Here is a 20426-nt window from a genome sequence, read left to right as displayed (position 1 = left end):
AACCGGACATTCATGTGTCACGCAGGCAACACGGCAGGCAGAAAACCCGACATGGCGTAGCGCAATGACGAAGCATTACTTCGCCTGATGGAATAGTAAATGGGCGGCAACCGCAAGGATTGCCGCCCATTTCACCAGTAATTCAGGCTGCGGTGACGATATCGGCAGGCTGATTGGTCAACAAGGCCAGCAAACGGGCCAGTTCTTCGCGCAGTTGGCGACGGTCAACCACCATGTCGATGGCGCCCTTTTGCAGCAAAAATTCCGAGCGCTGGAAGCCTTCGGGGAGTTTTTCGCGCACGGTCTGCTCGATCACGCGGGGACCGGCAAAGCCGATCAGCGCCTTGGGTTCGGCGATGACGACATCGCCCATGAAGGCGAAGCTGGCCGACACGCCGCCCATGGTGGGATCCGTGAGCACACTGATGAACGGCAGCCCCGCCCGCGCCAACTGCGTCAGCATGGCGTTGGTTTTGGCCATCTGCATCAGCGACAGCAGGCTTTCCTGCATGCGCGCGCCGCCCGATGCGGCCACGCAGATGAAAGGCGTCTTGTGTTCGATGGCAGCCTTGACGCCGCGCACGAAGCGCTCGCCAACCACCGAGCCCATCGAGCCGCCCATGAACTCGAATTCAAAGCAGGCCAACGTGGCAGGTACGCCCCGGATGGAACCGCTCATGACCACCAGCGCATCGGTCTCGCCGGTTTGCTTCATGGCTTCCTGGATACGCTCGGGATACTTGCGCGTGTCCTTGAACTTCAGCGAATCGACCGAGCGGGTGCTCTGGCCGATCTCGACGCGCCCTTCGACATCCAACAGAGAGTCGATGCGGGTACGCGCGCCGATGCGCATGTGATGGCTGCACTTGGGGCAGACGTGCAGATTCGCCGCCAGGTCTTCGCTGTAGAGCACGGACTCGCAGGACGGGCACTTGACCCATAGCCCTTCGGGGACCCGGCGCACACCGCTGTCGCTGGTTTTGTTGATGCGAGGCGGCAGGAGTTTTTCGATCCAGCTCATGTGTATTCCTGTAGACGGCTTGCGCAGGCTCAGGCCGGCGCGCGCTCTCGTTTGACTTGGTCCAGCGCCGCACGGATGCTGCCCAGCCAGAGGCTGGCGGCACGCACGGCGGCGTCGGTCTGCTGGGCAGGCGGCACGTTGGCCACGGCCTGCTCCATGGTTTCGATGAGTTTGCTGCCGATGACCACGGCGTCGGCATGGCGAGCGATCCGGCTGGCGCTGTCCGCATCGCGGATGCCAAACCCCACGCCTATCGGCAACGCGCCGACATGGCGACGAATGATGGCCAGGCGTTGGGCGACGTCGTCAGTATTGAGACTGCCCGACCCCGTCACGCCCTTGAGCGACACGTAATAGGCATAGCCCCGCGCCACGCGCCCGATGACCTCCATGCGCGCTTCGGTCGTGGTCGGCGCCAGCAGGAAGATAGGCGCGATGTCGGCGGCGGCCAGGGCCGCGCCGAAGTCGTCCATTTCTTCGGGCGGGTAATCGACCACCAGCACGCCGTCCACGCCGGCCTCACGCGCGGCCTGCACAAACACCTGCTGGCCCATGCGTTCAATCGGGTTGCCGTAGCCCATGAGCACGACCGGCGTCGTGCTGTCCTGGCGGCGGAACTCCGCCACGGCTTGCAGCACGCGCGACAGGCCCATGCCTTGCGCGATGGCGCGCTCGGCGGCGCGCTGGATGACCGGACCGTCGGCCATGGGGTCCGAGAACGGCACACCCAGCTCGAGGATGTCGGCGCCGGCAGCCACCAGGGCATGCATCAGCGGCACGGTGGCCGCGGGCGAGGGATCCCCTGCCGCGATGTAGGGGATGAGTGCCGAGGCGCGACCGGATTCGGCCACGCGTTCAAAAGCGGCGGCGATGCGTTGGCTCATGGTGTTTACAGCTCGATGCCGCCGCGCTCGGCAACGGTGTGCATATCCTTGTCGCCACGGCCCGACAGGTTGACCAGGATGATCTTGTCGCGCGAGAGCGTGGGGGCCATTTTGACCGCCTGCGCAATCGCGTGCGAGGACTCCAGCGCAGGCATGATGCCCTCGATGCGGCAGCAATCGTGAAAGGCCGCCAGCGCCTCGTCATCGGTAATGCCGACATAGCGGGCACGGCCGCTGTCTTTGAGCCAGGCATGTTCGGGCCCGACGCCGGGATAATCCAGGCCGGCCGACACCGAATGGGTCTCCTGGACCTGGCCATCGGCATCCTGCATGACATAGGTGCGGTTGCCGTGCAGCACGCCCACCTGGCCGGCGGCCAGCGACGCGGCATGACGGCCCGTTTCCATGCCTTCGCCGGCGGCTTCCACGCCGATGAGCTGGACGTCTTCGTAAGGAATGTAGGGGTGGAAAATCCCCAGGGCGTTGGAGCCGCCGCCCACGGCAGCCACCACGTAATCCGGCTGGCGGCCGCTGGCCTCGGGCATCTGCTCGATGCACTCCTTGCCAATCACGGTCTGGAAATCCCGCACCATGCGCGGATAAGGATCCGGGCCGGCGACCGTGCCGATGATGTAGAACGTGTTCTCGATATTGGTGACCCAATCACGCATGGCTTCGTTCAAGGCGTCCTTGAGCGTGCGCGAGCCGGACTCCACGGGCACGACGCGCGCGCCCAGCAGCTTCATGCGATAGACATTGGAGGCCTGGCGGCGCACGTCTTCGCTGCCCATGTAGACCACGCACTCCATGCCGTAACGGGCCGCCACCGTGGCCGATGCCACGCCGTGCTGGCCAGCGCCGGTTTCGGCGATGACGCGCGGCTTGCCCATGCGCTTGGCGAGCAACGCCTGCCCAATGCAGTTGTTGACCTTGTGCGCACCGGTGTGATTGAGGTCTTCCCGCTTGAACCAGATCTGGGCGCCGCCCAGCTTTTGCGACCATCGCGCAGCATGGTAGACGGGGCTGGGCCGGCCAACGAAGTGCTTGAGTTCGTAGTTGAACTCTTCGATGAACTCGGGGTCGACGCGATACTTGTCATAGGCAGCGCGCAGCTCGTCCAAGGCATGCATCAGCGTCTCGGCAACGAAAACGCCGCCATAAGGACCGAAATGGCCCTTCGCATCCGGAAGGTCGTAAGGTTTCACCTGGGGTCTACCTGATATCTAGCCGGCGCCTGGCACGGCGACAGGCCCTATGCCTGCCGTCAACCGGCACCGGTTTAGCAACCTGACATTTTACCCGAGCATGGCGGACCAGGGGTCCGCCCCTGCCAGGCTCCCGCGCTCAGAGGGCCTGACCCAGCTTGCGCAGGAAGGTTTCGCAGCCTGCCAGCTGGTCCAGCGCCACGTATTCGTCCGGCTTGTGCGCCTGCTCGATATGGCCCGGGCCGCAGACCACGGTAGGAATGCCTATCCCTTGAAACAGACCCGCTTCGGTCCCGTAAGCGACCTTGCGCGTGCTGCGGTCGTCGGTCAGCGCGCGCACCAACTGGGTGATGGCCGCTTCCTCGGAGGCTTCCAGCCCGGGCGCCGCGGCCCCGCGCTCGATCTCGATGGCCGCGTCGCCGAATTCGGCGCGCATGCGCGGCAACAGCGTTTCAGCGACGTAACGCTCGACCTGGGCCTGGATCGCATCGGCCGGCATGCCGGGCAGATTGCGGAATTCATACGAAAACTCGCAGAATTCCGGGATGGTGTTGACCGCGATACCGCCCTGGATCTGGTTGGTGGTCATGGTCGAGAACGGCACGTCATAGAACTGGTCGTAAGGCCCCTGGGCCTTGAAACTGTCGGCGACGTCGCGGATATGGCAGATCAAGCGGGCCGCATACTCGATGGCGTTGCAGCCGCGCGGCGTGAGCGACGAATGCGCCGCCTTGCCATGCACCCGGCAGCGGAACAGATTGATCCCCTTGTGCGCCACCACGACCTGCATGCCCGTGGGCTCGCCCACAACGCAGCCTTCCGGGCGAATGCCGCGGTCATGCAAGTCGGCGATCATGTAGGGCGCACCGGCGCAGCCGACTTCCTCATCATAGGAAAACGCCAGATGGATGGGTTTGGCGCGCTGCATGGACAGATACTCGGGCACCAAGGCCAGCGAAGCCGCAATAAAGCCTTTCATATCGCAACTGCCGCGGCCATACAGCCGTCCGTCCGCCTCCACCAGCTTGAAGGGATCCGTGGACCAATCCTGGCCATCGACGGGCACCACATCGGTATGGCCGGACAACACGATACCGCCTTGCGTATTGCCGTCGCTGGCCGGCAAGGTAGCAAAGAGATTGGCCTTGGTCCGCTCGGGATTGTGGACGAGCCAGGCCTCTACACCCTGTTGCTTGAGCCAGTCGCGAGTCGTCTCGATGAGCGCCAGATTGGAATTCCGGCTGGTGGTGTCGAAGCCGACCAGAGTCTGCAACCAAGTGCGCGCGTTCATATCGCCTAACCTTGAGAAAAACCTCAAGTTTAGGCCACCCGTCCGAGATGTGCGCGGCCCTTTCGCGGCGGGCCCGTTTTCGCGAAGCGCGGGAGGCTTTTACCCGCGGTGTCGGTTTTTTCCCCTAAAATCCGCTTTTTTTGGCCCCACCCTAAGGATTCCCCGTGCAGCAGCGTGCAGTTCCCACCCGCAATATCGTGGCGGCCGTCATCGGCAACGCTCTGGAGTGGTACGACTTTCTCGTCTTCGCCTTCATGACGCCCATCATCGCGAAGCTGTTTTTCCCGGTCGACCCCAATGTTCCTGGCAGCGAACTGAACTCCATTCTGATGACCACGGCGATTTTCGGCGTGGGCTTTTTCATGCGTCCCGTGGGCGGCATCCTGCTCGGCCTGTATGGCGATCGCAAGGGGCGCAAGGCCGCCATGGTGATGGTGACGTCACTGATGGCCGTGTCCATCGCGCTGATCACCGTGGCGCCGACCTATCACGCCGCGGGCATTCTGGCGCCCATCTTCATTCTGGTGGCGCGCCTGCTGCAGGGCTTTTCGGCCGGCGGTGAATTCGGCACGTCCACGGCGCTGCTGATCGAAATGGCGCCTGACGAGCGCCGCGGCTTTTACGGCTCGTGGCAAATGGCCGGGCAGATGCTGGCCCTGCTCATCGGCGCGGCCTTCGGCACCCTGATCACCGAGCTGTTCACCCCCGCGCAGATCGAAGCCTGGGCCTGGCGCCTGCCCTTCGCCTTCGGCCTGGTCATCGTCCCCATCGCCATCTATATCCGCCGCAATGTCGACGAAACCGCCACCTTCAAGCGTATCCAGGCCGAAGAAGGCAATACCAGCCAGGGCGCCGTGCAGCGCCTGACGCTGGGCCAGATGCTGGCTCGTCACACGCGCGAGACGCTGATCGGCGTGGGCCTGGTCGTGACCGCGACGGTGTCCATCTACATCACCTTCACCTATCTGGTCACCTTCTCGACCAAAATTCTCAATCTGCCCATGAGCGAAACCTTTCTGGTGCAGATGGCGGGCGCGGCGCTGATGGTGGTCCTGACGCCCTTCATGGGTGCGTGGTCGGACCGCGTCGGCCGCCGTCCCCTGGTGATCGGCTCGCTGATCGGCTATCTGATCGTGCTCTATCCGCTGTACGCCTGGCTGACCGCCGCCCCCTCGATCGAGCGGCTGCTGACGGTGCAACTGGTGGTCTGCCTGTTCGTGTCGGCGTTCTTCGGGGTGTTCAGCACGGTGATGGCCGAGCTGTTCCCGGCCCGTGTGCGCTCGGTCGGCCTGTCGCTGGCCTACAACGTGGCGGTGATGATTTTCGGCGGTTTTGCGCAATTCATCGTGACCTGGCTCATCAAGACCACGGGTTCGCCGATGGCTCCCGCCTACTACGTCATGTTCGGCGTGACGCTGGGCCTGATCGCCGCTTTCTTCATCCAGGACAAGACGCGCCAGCGCCTGGACGACCACTGATCAGGCAACCGGCCGCCTAGCGACGGGCGGCCGACGACACGCCTGTGACCTCGCGCAGCGCATCCAGCGCTTTCTGCAGGCTGTCTCCTCCGCGCACTTCCACCGTGAACACCATATGCGCAAGCGATTGCTTGCTCTGGGTGTTCACGCCCACCACATTCAGCCTCAACCGGGCGAACACTTCGGACAGGTCGCGCAACAAACCGGGCCGATCGTGCGCGTGCACGCTGACATCCACCGGATAAAAGCTGTCCGAGGTATTGCCCCACTCCACATCGATGATGCGCTCGGGCTCGCGTTCGGCCAGCGCCTGAAAACTGTGGCAGTCCGCGCGGTGAATGGACACGCCCCGTCCGCGGGTCACAAAACCGCGGATCGGATCGGGTGGCGCCGGTCGGCAGCAACGCGCCAACTGCGTCAGCAGCGATCCGACGCCGACCACCAGCACCCCGCTCTTGCCGGTTTTCTCGGCGCTGTCCACACTACGCGCATGCGTCAGCACGGGAGGCGGCGCGGGCGCCGGTGCCGACTGCTGGAAGGCGCTATCGATCTGACGCAGGCTGAACTCTTCCTTGGCCGCGGCCACATAGAGATCGTCGGCCTTGGCGAAACCCAGGCTTTGCGCCAACTGCTCCTGATTGACCGCCGTCTTGCCCAGCCGCTGCAGCTCTTTTTCGACCATCGACTGGCCTTGCGTAATGCGCTGCTGCAGTTCGATGGCGTTGAACCAGAGTCGCACTTTGGCGCGCGCTCTGGGGCTGGCCAGATATCCCAACTGGGGATTGAGCCAGTCACGCGACGGCCCGCCGGACTTGGCGGCGATGATTTCTATCGTCTGGCCGGTAGACAACCGCGTCTGCAAGGGCACCATCTGCCCATCGACCCGCGCGCCGCGGCAGCGGTGCCCCAAGTCGGTATGCAGATGGTAGGCAAAATCGACCGGTGTGGCGCCTCGCGGCAATTCGATGACACGCGCCTGGGGCGTGAGCACATAGATGCGTTCCTCGGCGCCATCGCGCACGGCCGGACGCGCGGTGTCCTTGCTCGCCGGCGCATCCGACGCCTTGGCCTGCTCGACATCGCTGTTCCAGGCCAGCAACTGGCGCATCCAGGCCAGTTGGCGGTCATAGTCGCTGGACGCCGCTACCTGCCCACCGCGCGAGCCCGCCTCTTTATAGCGCCAGTGCGCGGCCATCCCATATTCGGCGAACTGATGCATCTCGTGCGTGCGGATCTGCACTTCGAAAGCCCGCCCATCCCGATCCGCCACGACGGTGTGCAAAGAACGGTAGCCATTGGGCTTGGGACGCGAAATGTAATCGTCAAACTCATCCTGCAACGGCACCCAGAGCTCATGCACCAGCGCCAGCGCCGCATAGCAGTCGCGCACGTCGTCAACGATGATGCGCAGTGCGCGCAAGTCGTACATCTGGGAAAAATCCAGCCTCTTGAGCCGCATTTTGTTCCAGATACTGTAAATATGCTTGGGCCGCCCGCTGACTTCGCCCTTGATGCCCGCGCGCGCCAGGGCCGCCTGCATGCGCTCGATGGCATCGGCAATGAAGGCCTCGCGCTCGACGCGTTTTTCCTCGAGCAGCTTGGCGATTTCCTTGTAGCGCACCGGATCCAGAAAGCGGAAAGACAGATCTTCCAGCTCCCATTTGAGCTGCCAGATCCCCAGGCGATTGGCCAGCGGCGTATACAGATCCAGCGTTTCCTGGGCGAACTCGGTGCTGCAGGGCGTCTTGGTCTCGGCATGCCAGCGCAGGCTTTGCAGCCGCGAGGCCAGCCGCATGAGCACGATACGCAGATCGGCCGCCATGGCCAGCAGCATCTTGCGCTGCATTTCTTTCTGCGAGCCCGTCTCGGCAGCGCTGTCGCTGGCCTGGCGGGCCACGATCCCCAGGCGCAGCAAGGCCCGGGCCCCCTGCACCAGGCGGGCGACCTCCGCGCCAAACTCCACGGCAATCGGATCGTTGCGCAGCGCGGGGGCGGCCGCGCTCAGGTCGGTTGGCAAGGTGGCCAGCAGCGCCGCCGCGCGCGTGGCCGCATCCGTGTGCAATTCGGCCAGGATACGCACGGCGCCGGCGGCATGGTGCGTCAGCCGCTCGCCAGTGACCAAGACCTGATCGCCGCAGCGCGGCAGCGCCCAGGCCGCAGCGCGCGCCAGCAACGCCGCGCCGGCCTGGTCCAGGCCGGCGCTGGCCGCCTGATGCCAAGCCGGGTCAAAAGGCGCGGGCAGCGGAGACTCTTCGGTGGCGGACATGATCGGCGCGACGTGATTCGAAAAACGGAGTACAGCCCTATGGCCAAAGTCCCGGCGAGCCCGAGGGTGATCGCAGCGGGGGGGCGGATGTGCAACCAGGCGGGATAACCCGCCCGATTCCGACATTTTAGAAAGAATTCGCACACTCTACACTAGCGGAGGCCAAGGCTGCCTGCAGGGCGGCAGAGAAGGAAATATGGATATATTGAGATGGTTGGGCGGACGCGGCGCCAGCGCCGACGCGGTCGCCGAGATGTTGGCGCGCATTCCCGAGCCGCTTTGGCAGGATGTGCTGGCTGCCTACCCCTTTTTCGGGGCGCTGGACCAGGCCGAACTGGCCGAGTTGCGCCAGCGCGCCGCCTGGCTATTGGCCAGCAAACAGATCAACGGCGCGGCCGGGCTGATGCTGACGGATTTCATGCGCCTGGCGATCTGCGTGCAGGCCGCGCTGCCCATCCTCAAGCTGGACCCGAGGCTGTACGAGGGCTGGGAGGAGATCATCGTCTATCCCAGTGGCTTTGCCATTCCGCAATCCGTGCAGGACGATGACGGCGTGGTTCACGAATACCTCGAAGAGGCCGCCGGGCAGGCGTGGGATGGCGGCCCGGTCGTGCTGTCCTGGGATGATGCCGCGCAGTCGCAAGGCGCCTTCAATGTGGTGATCCATGAGTTCGCCCACAAACTGGATCTGCAGGCCGGCGACGCGGATGGCATGCCCGACCTGGGCGCCCATCCCGACCTGCGGCCGCGCCTGTGGCGTGACGTCCTGCAAGACAGCCTGACACGCTTTTGCGCGGCGCTCGATGAGGTCGAAGCCGCGATTCCTCCCGATGTCGACCCCGAAAGCCCCGAGGCCGATCAGTGGTACGGCCAACTGCCGCTTGACCCGTATGCCGCCAGCGACGAGGCGGAGTTCTTCGCGGTCAGTTCCGAGCATTTTTTTGCCGATCCCTGGCCGCTGGCCGAGGCCCTGCCTCAGTGGTATGACCTGCTCAGCCGCTACTATCGCCAGGATCCGGCGGCGAGGTTGTCATGAAAGAGCTCTTGATCGTCTGGCACTCGCGCACCGGCGCGGCCCAGCAGTTGGCCGAAGCCGCCGAACTCGGCGCGCTGCAAACGGCCGCGGCCCTCGAGCATGCCGATACCTTCCGCGTGCGCCGCCTGCCGGCGCAGGATACGCAAGGCGTGGACCTGCTGGCCGCCGATGGCATGGTCTTTTGCGCACCGGAAAACCTGGGCAGCCTGAGCGGCGAAATGAAAGCGTTTTTCGACCGCAGCTATTACGCGGTATTGGATCGGGTGGCGGGGCGCCCCTACGGCATGGCCGTGAGCGCCGGCACGGATGGCCACGGCGCGGCACGCCAGATCGAACGCATCTGCACCGGCTGGCGGCTCAAGTTGATCAGCCCCGCCCTCATCGCGTGCACCGGCGCGCAGACACCCGAGGCCATTCTGGCGCCCAAGGAACTGGCGCCTCAGGCGCGCACCAGCGCCGAAGAATTGGGGGGATTGCTTGCGGCCACCCTGCTGCTGGGGGCCGGCAGCGCCTGATGCCAGACCGGCATCAGGCGGCAGACGCGCATCAGGCGATGGCGGCGGTCACGACGATTTCGACTTTGTAGTCGGGATTGGCCAGACGGGCCTCGACGGTGGCGCGAGGGGGCGCGTTGCCGGCGGGCACCCATGCGTCCCAGGCCTTGTTCATGCCGTCGAATTCCTTCATGTTGGCCACATAGATCTGGGCCATCAGGATCTTGGTCTTGTCGGTGCCGGCTTCAGCCAGCAGACGGTCGATGGTAGCCAGGACCTGCTCGGTCTGAGCGGTCATGTCCAGCGACGCGTCGTCGGGCACTTGACCGGCCAGATAAGCCACGCCGTTGTAGACGGCCATATCGGAGAGGCGCTTTGCCACATTGAAGCGCTTGATGCTGCTCATAAACTTCCCCTTTTGAGGATGGAGACGAAAAAGAATATCAGGCCGGCGGCAACTGAAAGACCTGGCGCAGATAGGCTAGATAGGCCGGATCATCGCTCATGGTCTTTTCGGGCGCATCCGAAACCTTGGCGACCGGCTGACCATTGCACCGGACCATTTTCATCACGATCTGCAGGGGCTGGTGCCCCAGGTCGTTGGTGAGGTTGGTGCCTATCCCGAACGATACCTTGCAACGGCCGGAAAACTGGCGGGCCAGCTCGATGGCGCGCGGGAAGGTCAGCGAATCGGAGAATACCAGGGTCTTGGTGCGCGGATCGACACGATTCTTGCGGTAGTGCTCCAACAGACGCTCGCCCCAAACGAAAGGATCGCCGGAGTCATGCCGCGCGCCGTCGAACAGCTTGCAGAAATACATGTCGAAGTCACGCAGGAAGGCATCCATGCCGTAGACATCGGACAGGGCAATGCCGAGGTCGCCACGATATTCCTTGGCCCAGACCTCCAGCGCAAACACCTGTGAATCGCGCAGCCTCGGCCCCAACGCCTGGCAGGCCTGCAGGTACTCATGCCCCATGGTGCCCAGCGGCAGCACGTTGTGCTGCATGGCGAACAACACGTTGCTGGTGCCGGCGAAATTCGACCCCATCTGCGCTTTCATGGTGGTGACCACTTCTTCGTGCCAGCGCTTGGAAAAGCGGCGGCGCGTGCCATATTCGGCCACGCGAAAATCGGCCAGCGCGGGGTCATCCACCACCAGATGCATCTTGGACTGCAGGCGCTTGCGGCCCTCCTCCCAATCGGCATCGGGCTGCATGTTGCGGAAATAGACTTCGTTGACGATGGCCAGCACCGGAATCTCGAACAGAATCGTGTGCAGCCAGGGGCCTTTGACCGTAATGGATATTTCGCCCGGGTCCTTGCCCTCGCCTATGACGATGCAGCGCTCCGGCAGATGGAACAGCCCCAGGAAATCGACGAAATCGCTTTTTATGAAGCGCAGGCCGCGCAGATACTCCAACTCTTCGTCGGTAAAGCGCAACTGGCACAGCGCGTGGACTTCCTGGCGAATCTCATCCAGGTAAGGACGCAGATTCACACCCGGGTTGCGGCACTTGTAGCGATACTCGACCTCGGCGGCCGGAAAATGGTGCAGCACCACCTGCATCATGGAAAACTTATACAGGTCGGTGTCGAGCAGCGAAGTGATAATCATGATGCTTTAGGGGCTATTTGCGGCAACCATAGCATATCGGGGCCTGTTCACGGTCCGGACACCCTGCCCGCTTGGGGGGTTATCGTGCTCCCCGGCCACGCTCGGGTAAAATCGGCTAATCAATAAAGCACCAGCCCGCCGATCCCGGAGTTATCCAGAATGACCCACGTTGTTACCGAAAACTGTATCAAGTGCAAGTACACGGACTGTGTTGATGTGTGTCCGGTGGACTGTTTTCGGGAAGGTCCGAACTTTCTGGTGATCGACCCCGACGAGTGCATCGACTGCGCCGTGTGCATCCCCGAGTGCCCGGCCAATGCCATTTATGCCGAAGAGGATGTGCCGCAGGATCAGATGCAATTCATCGCCCTGAATGCCGAGCTGGCGGGCGAATTCGCCAGTATCAGCCGTGCCAAGAAGCCGCTGCCCGATGCCGACGACTGGAACGGCAAGCAGGACAAGCTGCAACACCTCGAACGCTGAGCCCGCGCGCTGCCGCGCCGCGGCTGCGCCCTGCCCATGACCGATAGCAAATACACCCGCCAGACTGTCACCGATGTCCGCACCTGGGTTCCAGGCAAGCTGCTTTCCCTGCGGCTGACGCGTGACCCGGGGTTTGAATTTCTGCCCGGCCAGTTCGCCCGTCTGGGCCTGCCGGCGCAGGATACGCCCGATGCCGAGCCCACGATCTGGCGCGCCTACTCCATGGTGAGCGCGCCGGCCGAGGATGCCCTGGAGTTCTACTCCATCGTGGTCCCGCAAGGCGAGTTCAGCCCACGCATGGCCGCGCTCCAACCCGGGGACGCGCTCTATGTCGAGAAAAAGCCCTTTGGTTTCCTGACGCCGGACCGTTTCGAGCCGGGCGGCTCGCTCTGGCTGCTGGCCTCCGGCACGGGGCTGTCGGCCTATCTGTCGATGTTGCGCGAACCCTCCACCTGGCAGCGTTTCGACCGCATCGCGCTGGTGCATGGCGTGCGCCACGCCGAAGAGCTCGCCTATCGCGAGGAAATCGAAAACCTGTATCGGCGGCCCGATCTGGCGCCGTACTTCGCGCAACACCCCGGGAAGTTGCGCTATCTGCCCGTAGCCACCCGCCAGGCGCTGCCGGGCACACCGCAGGAGCGGCTGACCACCCTGCTGGCCGACGGCCGCCTGGAGTCGCTGCTGGACGAAAAACTGGATCCGGCGAGCGTGAAAATCATGCTTTGCGGCAACCCGGCCATGCTGGCCGACGCCCGGAAACTGCTGTCCGAACGGGGTTTTGCCCCAGGCCGGCGCGGCATTCCCGGCAATCTGGCGGTCGAAAACTACTGGTAAACGAGCCCGCCATCTGCGGCACCGGTGCTTTTTCACAACACATCAGGCTGCCGCCCGGCCTCTAATCAGACATTCTCGAAATACCGTTATAGTCCACGGCAATAATAAGTCACTGCCTTTCTAGGATTCTCGCCAGATGCTGTACGAATTGCACGAAATGCAGCGGGCCTTTCTGCGCCCCCTGGCCGCATTCACGGATGCGAGCTCGCAGCTGTTCTCCAGTCCCTACAGTCCTCTGGCCTACACGCCGCTGTCGCGCCAGCTGGCCGCCAGCTGTGAACTGATCCACCGCATCGGCAAGGAGTACCAGAAACCCGCCTGGGGTCTGGACAGCACCACCATAGACGGGCGGGCCGTCAAGGTGATGGAAGCGGTGGCGTTGGACAAACCCTTCTGCCGCCTGGTGCATTTCCAGCGTGATCTGCGCCGCACCTCGGCCCGCAAAGACCCGCGCGTGCTCGTGGTCGCGCCCTTGTCGGGCCATCACGCCACGCTGCTGCGCGACACCGTGCGCGCCTTGTTGCCCGCGCATGACGTCTATGTCGCGGACTGGGTCGACGCCCGCATGGTGCCGCTGTCGGCCGGGCCCTTCCATCTGGATGACTATGTCCGTTATGTGCAGGACTTCATCCGCCATCTGGGCCCCGACCTGCATGTGATTTCGGTCTGTCAGCCCACCGTGCCCGTGCTGGCGGCGATCTCGCTGATGGCCGCCGACGGCGAGGCGGTGCAGCCGCGCAGCATGGTCATGATGGGCGGCCCCATCGATCCGCGCGAATCGCCCACGCAGGTCAACAATCTGGCCACCACCAAACCGTATTCCTGGTTCGAAAGCCAGCTCATCCATGCCGTGCCGCTCAACTACCCTGGCGCCGGCCGCAAGGTCTACCCGGGTTTTCTGCAGCATGCCGGGTTCATGGCCATGAACCCGGACCGGCACCTGAAATCCCATTACGATTTCTATCTCGACCTGCTGCGCGGTGACGACAGCGATGCCGCTGCGCATCGCCGCTTCTACGATGAGTACAACGCGGTGCTGGACATGCCCGCCGAGTTCTACCTCGACACCATACGCATGGTGTTCCAGGAGTTCCGCCTGCCCGAAGGCACCTGGGAGATCGACGGCAAACAGGTGCGCCCGCAAGCCATCAAGAAAACGGCCTTGCTGACCATCGAAGGCGAACTGGACGATATTTCCGGCCAGGGTCAGACCCGCGCCGCCATCAAACTCTGCAGCGGGATTCCCGCTGCGCGCAAGACGCATTACACCGTCCAAGGTGCCGGGCACTACGGCATTTTCTCGGGCCGGCGCTGGCGCGAACAGGTCTGCCCTAAAATTGCGGAATTCATTCGTCAGTCCTGACGGCTTGCGCTGTGCCTGTCCAACGGGCCCGCGGGGCCCGTTTCTCTTTTTATGCAGCCCTCTCTAACCGACCGCATCGACGCCATACTGCCGCAGACGCAATGCACGAAATGCGGCTATGACGGCTGCCGGCCCTACGCCCAGGCCATCGCTGAAGAAGGGGTGCCGATCAACCGCTGCCCTCCCGGCGGCCAGGCAGGTGTCAAAGCGCTGGCCGATCTGCTGGCCACGGCGGAGCCACCGCTGGATCTCAGCCGTGGCGAGCCCGGCCCCTTGCTGGTCGCACGCATCGACGAAGATCATTGCATCGGCTGTACGCTGTGCATCCGCGCCTGTCCGGTCGACGCCATCATCGGCGCCAACAAGCGCATGCACACCGTGCTGCCCTCGCTTTGCAGCGGTTGCGATCTCTGTATCGCGCCCTGTCCGGTCGATTGCATCGAGATGGTCCCCGCCGGCCGCGCCTGGAGCGAGCAGGATGCGCAGGCTGCCCGCGCACGGCATGTCGACCGTGCCGCCCGCCTGGCGCGCGACACCGCCGACAATGCCCGCCTCATGGCCGAAACACCGGCCGCTCCGCAGGCGCCGGCCGAACCCGAGTCCGGCGTTTCTGATGCCACGCAGAAGCGCTCGGCCATCGAAGCCGCGCTGGCGCGCGCGCGCGCCCGGCGCGGCCAACGCGCCTGATCGCGGCCGCCAGCCTCGTCCCGACCACCATGAACGCCGCCAAACGACGCGAAATCTTCGAACGCCTGCGGGCCGCCAATCCACAGCCCACCACGGAACTGGAGTATGAAACGCCGTTTCAGCTCCTGATCGCGGTCCTGCTGTCGGCCCAGGCCACGGATAAATCCGTCAATATCGCCACACGCAAGTTCTTCCCGCAATACGGCACGCCGCAGGGCCTGGTGCAATTGGGCGAGGCCGGCCTGACCGAATTCATCAAGACCATAGGGCTGTTTCGTACCAAGGCCAAGAACGCGGTCGCCACCAGCCGCATCATCCTGGAGCAGTATCGGGGCGTGGTGCCGCAAAGCCGCGAAGCGCTCGAAGCGCTGCCCGGCGTGGGCCGCAAAACCGCCAACGTCGTGCTCAACACCGCTTTCGGCATGCCCACCATGGCGGTGGACACGCATATCTTCCGCGTATCCAATCGCACCGGCCTGGCGCCGGGCAAGAATGTGCTCGATGTCGAACTCAAGCTGGAGAAGGTGGTGCCGGCCGAGTTCAAGCAGGATGCGCATCATTGGCTGATCTTGCATGGCCGATATATCTGCGTCGCGCGCAAGCCCAAGTGTCCGCAATGCGGCATTGCGGACCTGTGTGACTACCGGAGCAAAACCCCGGCCTGACCCGCAAGGGGGACGGAAAAGCCGCCGCGCCAATTGCTGCGCCGCGATGTCAGCATGTAACTGGCGCCTGCCCGGGCGCCAGCGCGCAATGTCGTTCAACGGACATTCGATGATTGCGCAGCGCAAAACCTATGAAAAACCCTCATGGAATTTGAGGGAGCAGGTGCCGCATACTCGCCGCAACTTCTAGAAAAGCCAACGCGGGTAAAGCGGAATGGATGAGACGATCCTGGAGACAAAAGGGTTGACCAAGGAGTTCCGCGGTTTTGTCGCGGTCAACGACGTCAACCTGCGCGTCAAGCGCGGGCAAATTCATGCCCTGATCGGCCCCAATGGGGCCGGCAAGACCACCTGCTTCAATCTGTTGACGAAGTTTCTGTCGCCCACCTCGGGCCACATTTACTTCAACGGGCAGGACATCACGCGCGAGCGACCGGCACAAATCGCCCGGCGCGGCGTGATCCGCTCGTTTCAGATCTCGGCGGTGTTTCCTCACCTGACCGTGCTGGAGAACGTGCGCCTGGGCCTGCAGCGCAAGACCGGGCTGTCATATCGCTTCTGGCGCAGTGAGAACGACCTCAATTATCTGAATGAGCCGGCTCGCGAGTTGCTCGAGCAGGTCGACCTCGGCAGCTTCGCCGAAGAGATTACGGTCAACCTGCCCTATGGGCGCAAGCGCGCCCTGGAAATCGCCACCACGCTGGCCATGGAGCCTGAACTGATGCTGCTCGATGAACCCACGCAGGGCATGGGGCACGAAGACGTCGATCGCGTCACGCAACTCATCCAGCGCGTGAGCGCCGGACGCACCATTCTCATGGTGGAACACAATATGAACGTCGTGTCGTCCATCGCCGACACCATCACGGTGCTGGCCCGGGGGGCAGTGCTGGCCGAAGGCACCTACGCGGAAGTCTCGCGCCACCCGGCCGTCATGCAAGCCTATATGGGCACCACGGAAGGCGCGCTGCAAGGAGCTCACGCATGAGCACCCCCGCGCTGGAGATCAAGGACCTGCAGGCCTGGTACGGCGAATCGCACATCCTGCATGGCGTGAGCCTGAGTATTGCCCAAGGCGAAGTCGTCACGCTGCTGGGCCGCAATGGCGCCGGACGGACGACGACCTTGCGCGCCATCCTCGGCCTGACCGGCTCGCGCAGCGGATCGGTGCGCATCCATGGCACCGAAGCCATCGATATGCCCACCTATCGCATCGCCCACCTGGGCGTGGGCTATTGCCCGGAAGAGCGCGGCATCTTCGCCAGCCTGTCTTGCGAAGAGAACCTGCTGCTGCCGCCCGCGGTGGGCGGTGCGCTGGGCGGGGGCATGTCGCTGGCCGAAATCTACGAGATGTTCCCGAATCTGCATGAACGCCGCCACTCCCCTGGCACGCGCCTGTCCGGCGGCGAACAGCAGATGCTGGCCGTGGCGCGCATCCTGCGCACCGGTGCCAATCTGCTGCTGCTCGACGAAATCTCCGAGGGCCTGGCCCCGGTCATCGTGCAGGCACTGGCACGCATGATCACCGCCCTGAAGGCGCGGGGCTACACCATCGTCATGGTCGAACAGAACTTCCGTTTTGCCGCGCCGCTGGCCGATCGCTTCTACGTGATGGAGCACGGTCAGATCGTCGAACACTTCGGCGCGGCGCAACTAGCCGAGAAACAGGACACGCTCAACGAGTTGTTGGGCGTCTGAGAACACCTGTCATCACCGGTCCAGCCGGTACCACCACAGGAAGAGGAGTCATCCCATGAAGTTGCACACCATCACTGCTGCACTGGCCCTGGCGGGCCTGGGAGTCGCCGGGCTACCCGCTCAGGCTCAAGGCATCTCCGATGACGTCATACGCATCGGCTTCATCACCGACATGTCGGGCGTGTTCTCGGATATCGACGGCAAGGGCGGCGTGGAAGCCATCCGCATGGCCATCGAAGATGCCGGCGGCAACATCAATGGCAAAAAGATCGAACTGGTGACCGCCGATCACCAGAACAAGGCCGATGTGGCCTCGGCGCGCGTGCGCGAGTGGTTCGACCAGCAGAAGGTGGACGTGCTCATCGGCGGCACCAACTCGGCGACCAGCCTGGCCATGGCCCAGGTCGCGGCCGAAAAGAAGCGGCCCTTCTTCGCCATTGGCGCGGGCGCTTCCGATCTGACCAACTCGCAGTGTTCGCCTTATACCGTGCACTACGCCTACGACACCATCGCGCTGGCGCGCGGCACCGGTTCGGCCGTGGTCAAGGACGGGGGCAAGTCCTGGTTCTTCCTGACCGCCGACTATGCTTTCGGGCATGCGCTCGAACGCGACACCGCCAACGTGGTCAAGGCCTCGGGCGGCGAGGTCAAGGGCCAGGTGCGCGCGCCGCTGGGCGCCTCGGATTTCTCGTCCTTCCTGTTGCAGGCGCAAAGCTCCAAGGCGCAGATTCTCGGTCTGGCCAACGCAGGGGGCGACACGATCAATTCGATCAAGGCAGCCAACGAATTCGGCGTGACCAGCACCATGAAGATGGCGGGTCTGCTGGTGTTCATCAACGACATCCACTCGCTGGGCCTGGAAGCCACCAAGGGCATGTACCTGACCGACGGCTGGTATTGGGACCAATCGGACGCCTCGCGAGCCTGGGCCAAGAAGTTCGAAGACAAGGTCAAACGCAAGCCCTCGATGCTGCAGGCGGCCGACTACTCGGCCGTGGCTTTCTACCTCAATGGCGTGAAAGCGACCGGCACCGATGATCCCGAAGCCCTCATGAAGTGGATCAAGTCGAACAAGATCAACGACTTCTTCGCGCATGGCGGCTATGTGCGCGAAGACGGACGCATGATCCACGACATGTATCTCATGCAGGTCAAGACACCGGCCGAATCCAAGGCGCCTTGGGACTACTACAAGGTCGTGGCCACGCTGCCGGGCGAAGAGGTCTACACCAAGCTGTCCGAGTCCACTTGCAAGCTGGTCAAGAAGTAACCCTCTCACGCTTCACGCGGCCTTGCCCCAGCGGCGAGGCCGCGCCGCTCACCGCAACGATTACCATCGCTCGCGCAGGATTTTCTCAAGATGACTGATATTTTCGGCATCCCGATACAGGCATTGCTAGGGCAACTGCTGCTCGGTCTGGTCAACGGTTCCTTCTATGCCATGCTCTCGCTGGGGCTGGCGGTCATTTTCGGCCTGCTCAATGTCATCAATTTCGCGCATGGCGCGTTGTACATGCTGGGTGCGTTCCTGGCCTGGATGGGATTGGCCTACCTGGGCCTGAACTACTGGGTCATGCTCATTCTCGCGCCCCTGGTGGTGGGCCTGTTCGGCATCATCATCGAGCGCCTGCTGCTGCGCCATCTTTATAAGCTCGACCATCTCTACGGCCTGCTGCTGACCTTCGGCCTGACACTGCTCATCGAAGGTGTTTTTCGCAGCGTGTATGGTGTCTCGGGCCAACCCTATCCGACGCCTGAGCTGCTGCGGGGGGCGACCAATCTCGGCTTCATGATCTTGCCGATCTACCGCGGCTGGGTCGTCGTCGCCTCGCTGGTGGTGTGCCTGGTCACCTGGTTCGTGATCGAACGCACTCGTCTGGGCGCCTTGCTGCGGGCCGGCACCGAGAACCCGCGTCTGGTCGAGGCCTTCGGGGTGAACGTGCCCCGCATGATCACGCTGACGTATGGCTTTGGGGTCGCGCTGGCCGGCTTCGCCGGCGTGCTGGCCGCGCCCGTGCTGCAAATCTCGCCCCTGATGGGCTCGAACCTCATCATCGTCGTGTTCGCAGTGGTGGTGATCGGCGGCATGGGCTCGATCATGGGGGCGATTCTCACCGGCCTGGGTCTGGGGGTCATCGAGGGCTTGACCAAGGTGTTCTGGCCCGAGGCATCCAGCACCGTCGTTTTCATCATCATGGCTATCGTGCTGTTGCTGCGCCCGGCCGGACTGTTTGGAAAAGAGAAATGAACCGTCAACTTCTGGGCTATCTCGTCGTCACGATCATCGTGGCCGCCCTGCCTTTCCTGGGCGTCTACCCGATCTTTGCCATGAAGGTGATGTGCTACGCGCTGTTTGCCTGCGCCTTCAATCTGCTGCTGGGATACACCGGTTTGCTGTCCTTCGGGCACGCCGCGTTTCTGGGCAGCGCGGCCTACGCGGCCGGCCATGCCCTCAAAGTCTGGGGCTGGCCCACGGAAATGGGGCTGCTGTTCGGCGTCCTGGTGGCCGCGCTGCTCGGGCTGGTCATGGGCGCGATAGCCATCCGTCGCAGCGGTATTTACTTCGCCATGATCACGCTGGCCCTGGCGCAAATGGTGTTCTTCTTCTTTCTCCAGGCCAAATTCACCGGCGGCGAAGATGGATTGCAGGGGGTGCCGCGCGGCAAGCTGCTGGGCGTGATCGACCTGGCGCAGGATATCAATCTGTATTACGTGGTGATGGGCATCTTTGCCATTGGCTACTTCATCATCTGGCGCACGGTGCATTCGCCGTTTGGCCAGGTGCTCAAAGGGCTGCGCGAGAACGAACCGCGCGCCATCTCCTTGGGATATGACACCGACCGCTTCAAATTGCTGGCTTTTGTCCTGTCAGCCGCCATCGCCGGACTGGCCGGCGCCACCAAGACCCTGGTGTTCGTGTCGGCCACCCTGTCCGACGCCACCTGGCAAATGTCCGGCCTGGTCATTCTCATGACCCTCATCGGTGGACTGGGCACCCTCACCGGCCCCATCATCGGCGCCTTCGTCATCGTCCTGCTGGAAAACAAGGTTGGCGATTTCGGCCAGTTCATGGCCAATCTGACCGGCGCGGAGTGGTTTTTGCGTCTGGGCGAATCGGTCACCATCGTGATCGGCCTGATCTTCGTGATCTGCGTCATGGCCTTTCGGCGCGGGCTGGTCGGCGAGTTCAGCGCCTGGCTCGAACGCCGCCGCGCGGCGCGCGCCTGAACGGCGCGGGCCTGGCCGGGCCGCCACGGCTCGTCCGGGCCGGCCAGGGCCCGTGGCGAGGCGGGCCGCTCCGCCCGCCGAGGCCCCCCCCTCTTCTTGGGCCGTGCGCCGCGGCGCGACGCACGCGGCGTTCACCGGTATGCTCTGCACCTTGGCGCCCCCGGGGCGCAAGTG

The 20426-nt window shown here is 63.8% G+C and carries 20 protein-coding genes; 13 read left to right on the top strand and 7 right to left on the bottom strand.

Annotation, left to right across the window (positions count from 1 at the left end; translation table 11 throughout):
* Positions 1 to 142 precede the first annotated feature (142 nt).
* The 4 genes from accD to argE all read right to left on the bottom strand — a co-directional run bounded on the left by accD (position 143) and on the right by argE (position 4401).
* On the bottom strand, positions 143 to 1021 hold the full coding sequence (gene accD / locus CAL22_RS06345) for an acetyl-CoA carboxylase, carboxyltransferase subunit beta (RefSeq protein ID WP_094811491.1): 879 nt from the start codon (positions 1019 to 1021) through the stop codon (positions 143 to 145).
* Between the two features lie 29 nt (positions 1022 to 1050).
* A complete protein-coding gene (gene trpA / locus CAL22_RS06340) occupies positions 1051 to 1905 on the bottom strand; it encodes a tryptophan synthase subunit alpha (RefSeq protein WP_094811489.1) in 855 nt (284 codons plus the stop codon).
* A gap of 5 nt (positions 1906 to 1910) precedes the next feature.
* Positions 1911 to 3110 (bottom strand): tryptophan synthase subunit beta, encoded by a 1200-nt coding sequence (trpB, locus tag CAL22_RS06335; protein ID WP_094811487.1) that lies wholly within the window; start codon positions 3108 to 3110, stop codon positions 1911 to 1913.
* Positions 3111 to 3249: 139 nt separating this feature from the next.
* Positions 3250 to 4401 carry an acetylornithine deacetylase gene (gene argE, locus CAL22_RS06330; RefSeq protein ID WP_094811485.1) on the bottom strand — a complete coding sequence of 384 codons (1152 nt, stop codon included), beginning with the start codon at positions 4399 to 4401 and terminating at the stop codon, positions 3250 to 3252.
* A gap of 164 nt (positions 4402 to 4565) precedes the next feature.
* Between argE and CAL22_RS06325 the strand changes: the two genes are divergently transcribed.
* Complete coding sequence (locus CAL22_RS06325) at positions 4566 to 5879, top strand: MFS transporter (RefSeq protein ID WP_094811484.1); 1314 nt, start codon at positions 4566 to 4568, stop codon at positions 5877 to 5879.
* Between the two features lie 16 nt (positions 5880 to 5895).
* Here the strand turns inward: CAL22_RS06325 and CAL22_RS06320 are convergent, their stop codons facing one another.
* Positions 5896 to 8145 carry a RelA/SpoT family protein gene (locus CAL22_RS06320; RefSeq protein ID WP_094811482.1) on the bottom strand — a complete coding sequence of 750 codons (2250 nt, stop codon included), beginning with the start codon at positions 8143 to 8145 and terminating at the stop codon, positions 5896 to 5898.
* Between the two features lie 202 nt (positions 8146 to 8347).
* Between CAL22_RS06320 and CAL22_RS06315 the strand changes: the two genes are divergently transcribed.
* Together CAL22_RS06315 and CAL22_RS06310 are read left to right on the top strand one after the other, a co-directional pair.
* The gene (locus CAL22_RS06315) at positions 8348 to 9181 is read left to right on the top strand and encodes a zinc-dependent peptidase (RefSeq protein ID WP_208621967.1); all 834 of its coding nucleotides are present in this window, start codon (positions 8348 to 8350) and stop codon (positions 9179 to 9181) included.
* A complete protein-coding gene (locus tag CAL22_RS06310) occupies positions 9178 to 9696 on the top strand; it encodes a flavodoxin family protein (protein WP_094811478.1) in 519 nt (172 codons plus the stop codon). The genes CAL22_RS06315 and CAL22_RS06310 overlap by 4 nt, the downstream gene beginning before the upstream one ends.
* 31 nt (positions 9697 to 9727) lie before the next feature.
* Here CAL22_RS06310 and CAL22_RS06305 read toward each other — a convergent pair whose 3' ends face one another.
* Positions 9728 to 10081, bottom strand: coding sequence for a RidA family protein (locus CAL22_RS06305; RefSeq protein ID WP_094811476.1), 354 nt, complete (start codon positions 10079 to 10081; stop codon positions 9728 to 9730).
* 37 nt (positions 10082 to 10118) lie between these two features.
* Entirely contained in the window at positions 10119 to 11294 is a 1176-nt protein-coding gene (gene pncB, locus CAL22_RS06300; RefSeq protein ID WP_094811474.1) for a nicotinate phosphoribosyltransferase, read from the bottom strand.
* 159 nt (positions 11295 to 11453) lie between these two features.
* On the opposite strand from pncB, the gene fdxA reads away from it, so the two are divergent.
* From fdxA to CAL22_RS06250, 10 genes are all read left to right on the top strand, one after another.
* Entirely contained in the window at positions 11454 to 11777 is a 324-nt protein-coding gene (fdxA, locus tag CAL22_RS06295; RefSeq protein WP_094811472.1) for a ferredoxin FdxA, read from the top strand.
* Between the two features lie 36 nt (positions 11778 to 11813).
* On the top strand, positions 11814 to 12611 hold the full coding sequence (locus CAL22_RS06290; protein ID WP_094811470.1) for a ferredoxin--NADP reductase: 798 nt from the start codon (positions 11814 to 11816) through the stop codon (positions 12609 to 12611).
* Between the two features lie 136 nt (positions 12612 to 12747).
* Positions 12748 to 13974 carry a polyhydroxyalkanoate depolymerase gene (locus CAL22_RS06285; protein WP_094811468.1) on the top strand — a complete coding sequence of 409 codons (1227 nt, stop codon included), beginning with the start codon at positions 12748 to 12750 and terminating at the stop codon, positions 13972 to 13974.
* A gap of 51 nt (positions 13975 to 14025) precedes the next feature.
* The gene (gene rsxB / locus CAL22_RS06280) at positions 14026 to 14661 is read left to right on the top strand and encodes an electron transport complex subunit RsxB (RefSeq protein ID WP_094811466.1); all 636 of its coding nucleotides are present in this window, start codon (positions 14026 to 14028) and stop codon (positions 14659 to 14661) included.
* Between the two features lie 29 nt (positions 14662 to 14690).
* Complete coding sequence (gene nth, locus CAL22_RS06275; RefSeq protein WP_094811464.1) at positions 14691 to 15326, top strand: endonuclease III; 636 nt, start codon at positions 14691 to 14693, stop codon at positions 15324 to 15326.
* A gap of 214 nt (positions 15327 to 15540) precedes the next feature.
* The gene (locus CAL22_RS06270) at positions 15541 to 16314 is read left to right on the top strand and encodes an ABC transporter ATP-binding protein (protein ID WP_094811462.1); all 774 of its coding nucleotides are present in this window, start codon (positions 15541 to 15543) and stop codon (positions 16312 to 16314) included.
* On the top strand, positions 16311 to 17024 hold the full coding sequence (locus CAL22_RS06265) for an ABC transporter ATP-binding protein (protein WP_094811460.1): 714 nt from the start codon (positions 16311 to 16313) through the stop codon (positions 17022 to 17024). The genes CAL22_RS06270 and CAL22_RS06265 overlap by 4 nt, the downstream gene beginning before the upstream one ends.
* Before the next feature lie 55 nt (positions 17025 to 17079).
* The gene (locus CAL22_RS06260) at positions 17080 to 18294 is read left to right on the top strand and encodes an ABC transporter substrate-binding protein (protein ID WP_094811458.1); all 1215 of its coding nucleotides are present in this window, start codon (positions 17080 to 17082) and stop codon (positions 18292 to 18294) included.
* Between the two features lie 90 nt (positions 18295 to 18384).
* Positions 18385 to 19272, top strand: a complete 888-nt coding sequence (locus tag CAL22_RS06255) for a branched-chain amino acid ABC transporter permease (protein WP_094811456.1) — start codon at positions 18385 to 18387, stop codon at positions 19270 to 19272.
* A complete protein-coding gene (locus CAL22_RS06250) occupies positions 19269 to 20252 on the top strand; it encodes a branched-chain amino acid ABC transporter permease (RefSeq protein ID WP_094811454.1) in 984 nt (327 codons plus the stop codon). Before CAL22_RS06255 ends, CAL22_RS06250 begins: the two co-directional genes overlap by 4 nt.
* The last annotated feature ends 174 nt before the right edge of the window (positions 20253 to 20426 follow it).

This window comes from Bordetella genomosp. 12 (assembly GCF_002261355.1).
Taxonomy (GTDB): domain Bacteria; phylum Pseudomonadota; class Gammaproteobacteria; order Burkholderiales; family Burkholderiaceae_B; genus Bordetella.
The sequence above is the reverse complement of the archived record's forward strand: the minus strand, read 5'-3'. Positions and strand labels throughout refer to the sequence as shown.

What these genes read in the sequence shown, in the direction of transcription:
- accD (WP_094811491.1), bottom strand. Translation starts at nt 1,021, where the DNA reads ATGAGCTGGATCGAAAAACTCCTGCCGCCTCGCATCAACAAAACCAGC.
- trpA (WP_094811489.1), bottom strand. Translation starts at nt 1,905, where the DNA reads ATGAGCCAACGCATCGCCGCCGCTTTTGAACGCGTGGCCGAATCCGGT.
- argE (WP_094811485.1), bottom strand. Translation starts at nt 4,401, where the DNA reads ATGAACGCGCGCACTTGGTTGCAGACTCTGGTCGGCTTCGACACCACC.
- CAL22_RS06320 (WP_094811482.1), bottom strand. Translation starts at nt 8,145, where the DNA reads ATGTCCGCCACCGAAGAGTCTCCGCTGCCCGCGCCTTTTGACCCGGCT.
- CAL22_RS06310 (WP_094811478.1), top strand. Translation starts at nt 9,178, where the DNA reads ATGAAAGAGCTCTTGATCGTCTGGCACTCGCGCACCGGCGCGGCCCAG.
- CAL22_RS06305 (WP_094811476.1), bottom strand. Translation starts at nt 10,081, where the DNA reads ATGAGCAGCATCAAGCGCTTCAATGTGGCAAAGCGCCTCTCCGATATG.
- pncB (WP_094811474.1), bottom strand. Translation starts at nt 11,294, where the DNA reads ATGATTATCACTTCGCTGCTCGACACCGACCTGTATAAGTTTTCCATG.
- fdxA (WP_094811472.1), top strand. Translation starts at nt 11,454, where the DNA reads ATGACCCACGTTGTTACCGAAAACTGTATCAAGTGCAAGTACACGGAC.
- CAL22_RS06290 (WP_094811470.1), top strand. Translation starts at nt 11,814, where the DNA reads ATGACCGATAGCAAATACACCCGCCAGACTGTCACCGATGTCCGCACC.
- CAL22_RS06285 (WP_094811468.1), top strand. Translation starts at nt 12,748, where the DNA reads ATGCTGTACGAATTGCACGAAATGCAGCGGGCCTTTCTGCGCCCCCTG.
- rsxB (WP_094811466.1), top strand. Translation starts at nt 14,026, where the DNA reads ATGCAGCCCTCTCTAACCGACCGCATCGACGCCATACTGCCGCAGACG.
- nth (WP_094811464.1), top strand. Translation starts at nt 14,691, where the DNA reads ATGAACGCCGCCAAACGACGCGAAATCTTCGAACGCCTGCGGGCCGCC.
- CAL22_RS06270 (WP_094811462.1), top strand. Translation starts at nt 15,541, where the DNA reads ATGGATGAGACGATCCTGGAGACAAAAGGGTTGACCAAGGAGTTCCGC.
- CAL22_RS06265 (WP_094811460.1), top strand. Translation starts at nt 16,311, where the DNA reads ATGAGCACCCCCGCGCTGGAGATCAAGGACCTGCAGGCCTGGTACGGC.
- CAL22_RS06260 (WP_094811458.1), top strand. Translation starts at nt 17,080, where the DNA reads ATGAAGTTGCACACCATCACTGCTGCACTGGCCCTGGCGGGCCTGGGA.
- CAL22_RS06255 (WP_094811456.1), top strand. Translation starts at nt 18,385, where the DNA reads ATGACTGATATTTTCGGCATCCCGATACAGGCATTGCTAGGGCAACTG.
- CAL22_RS06250 (WP_094811454.1), top strand. Translation starts at nt 19,269, where the DNA reads ATGAACCGTCAACTTCTGGGCTATCTCGTCGTCACGATCATCGTGGCC.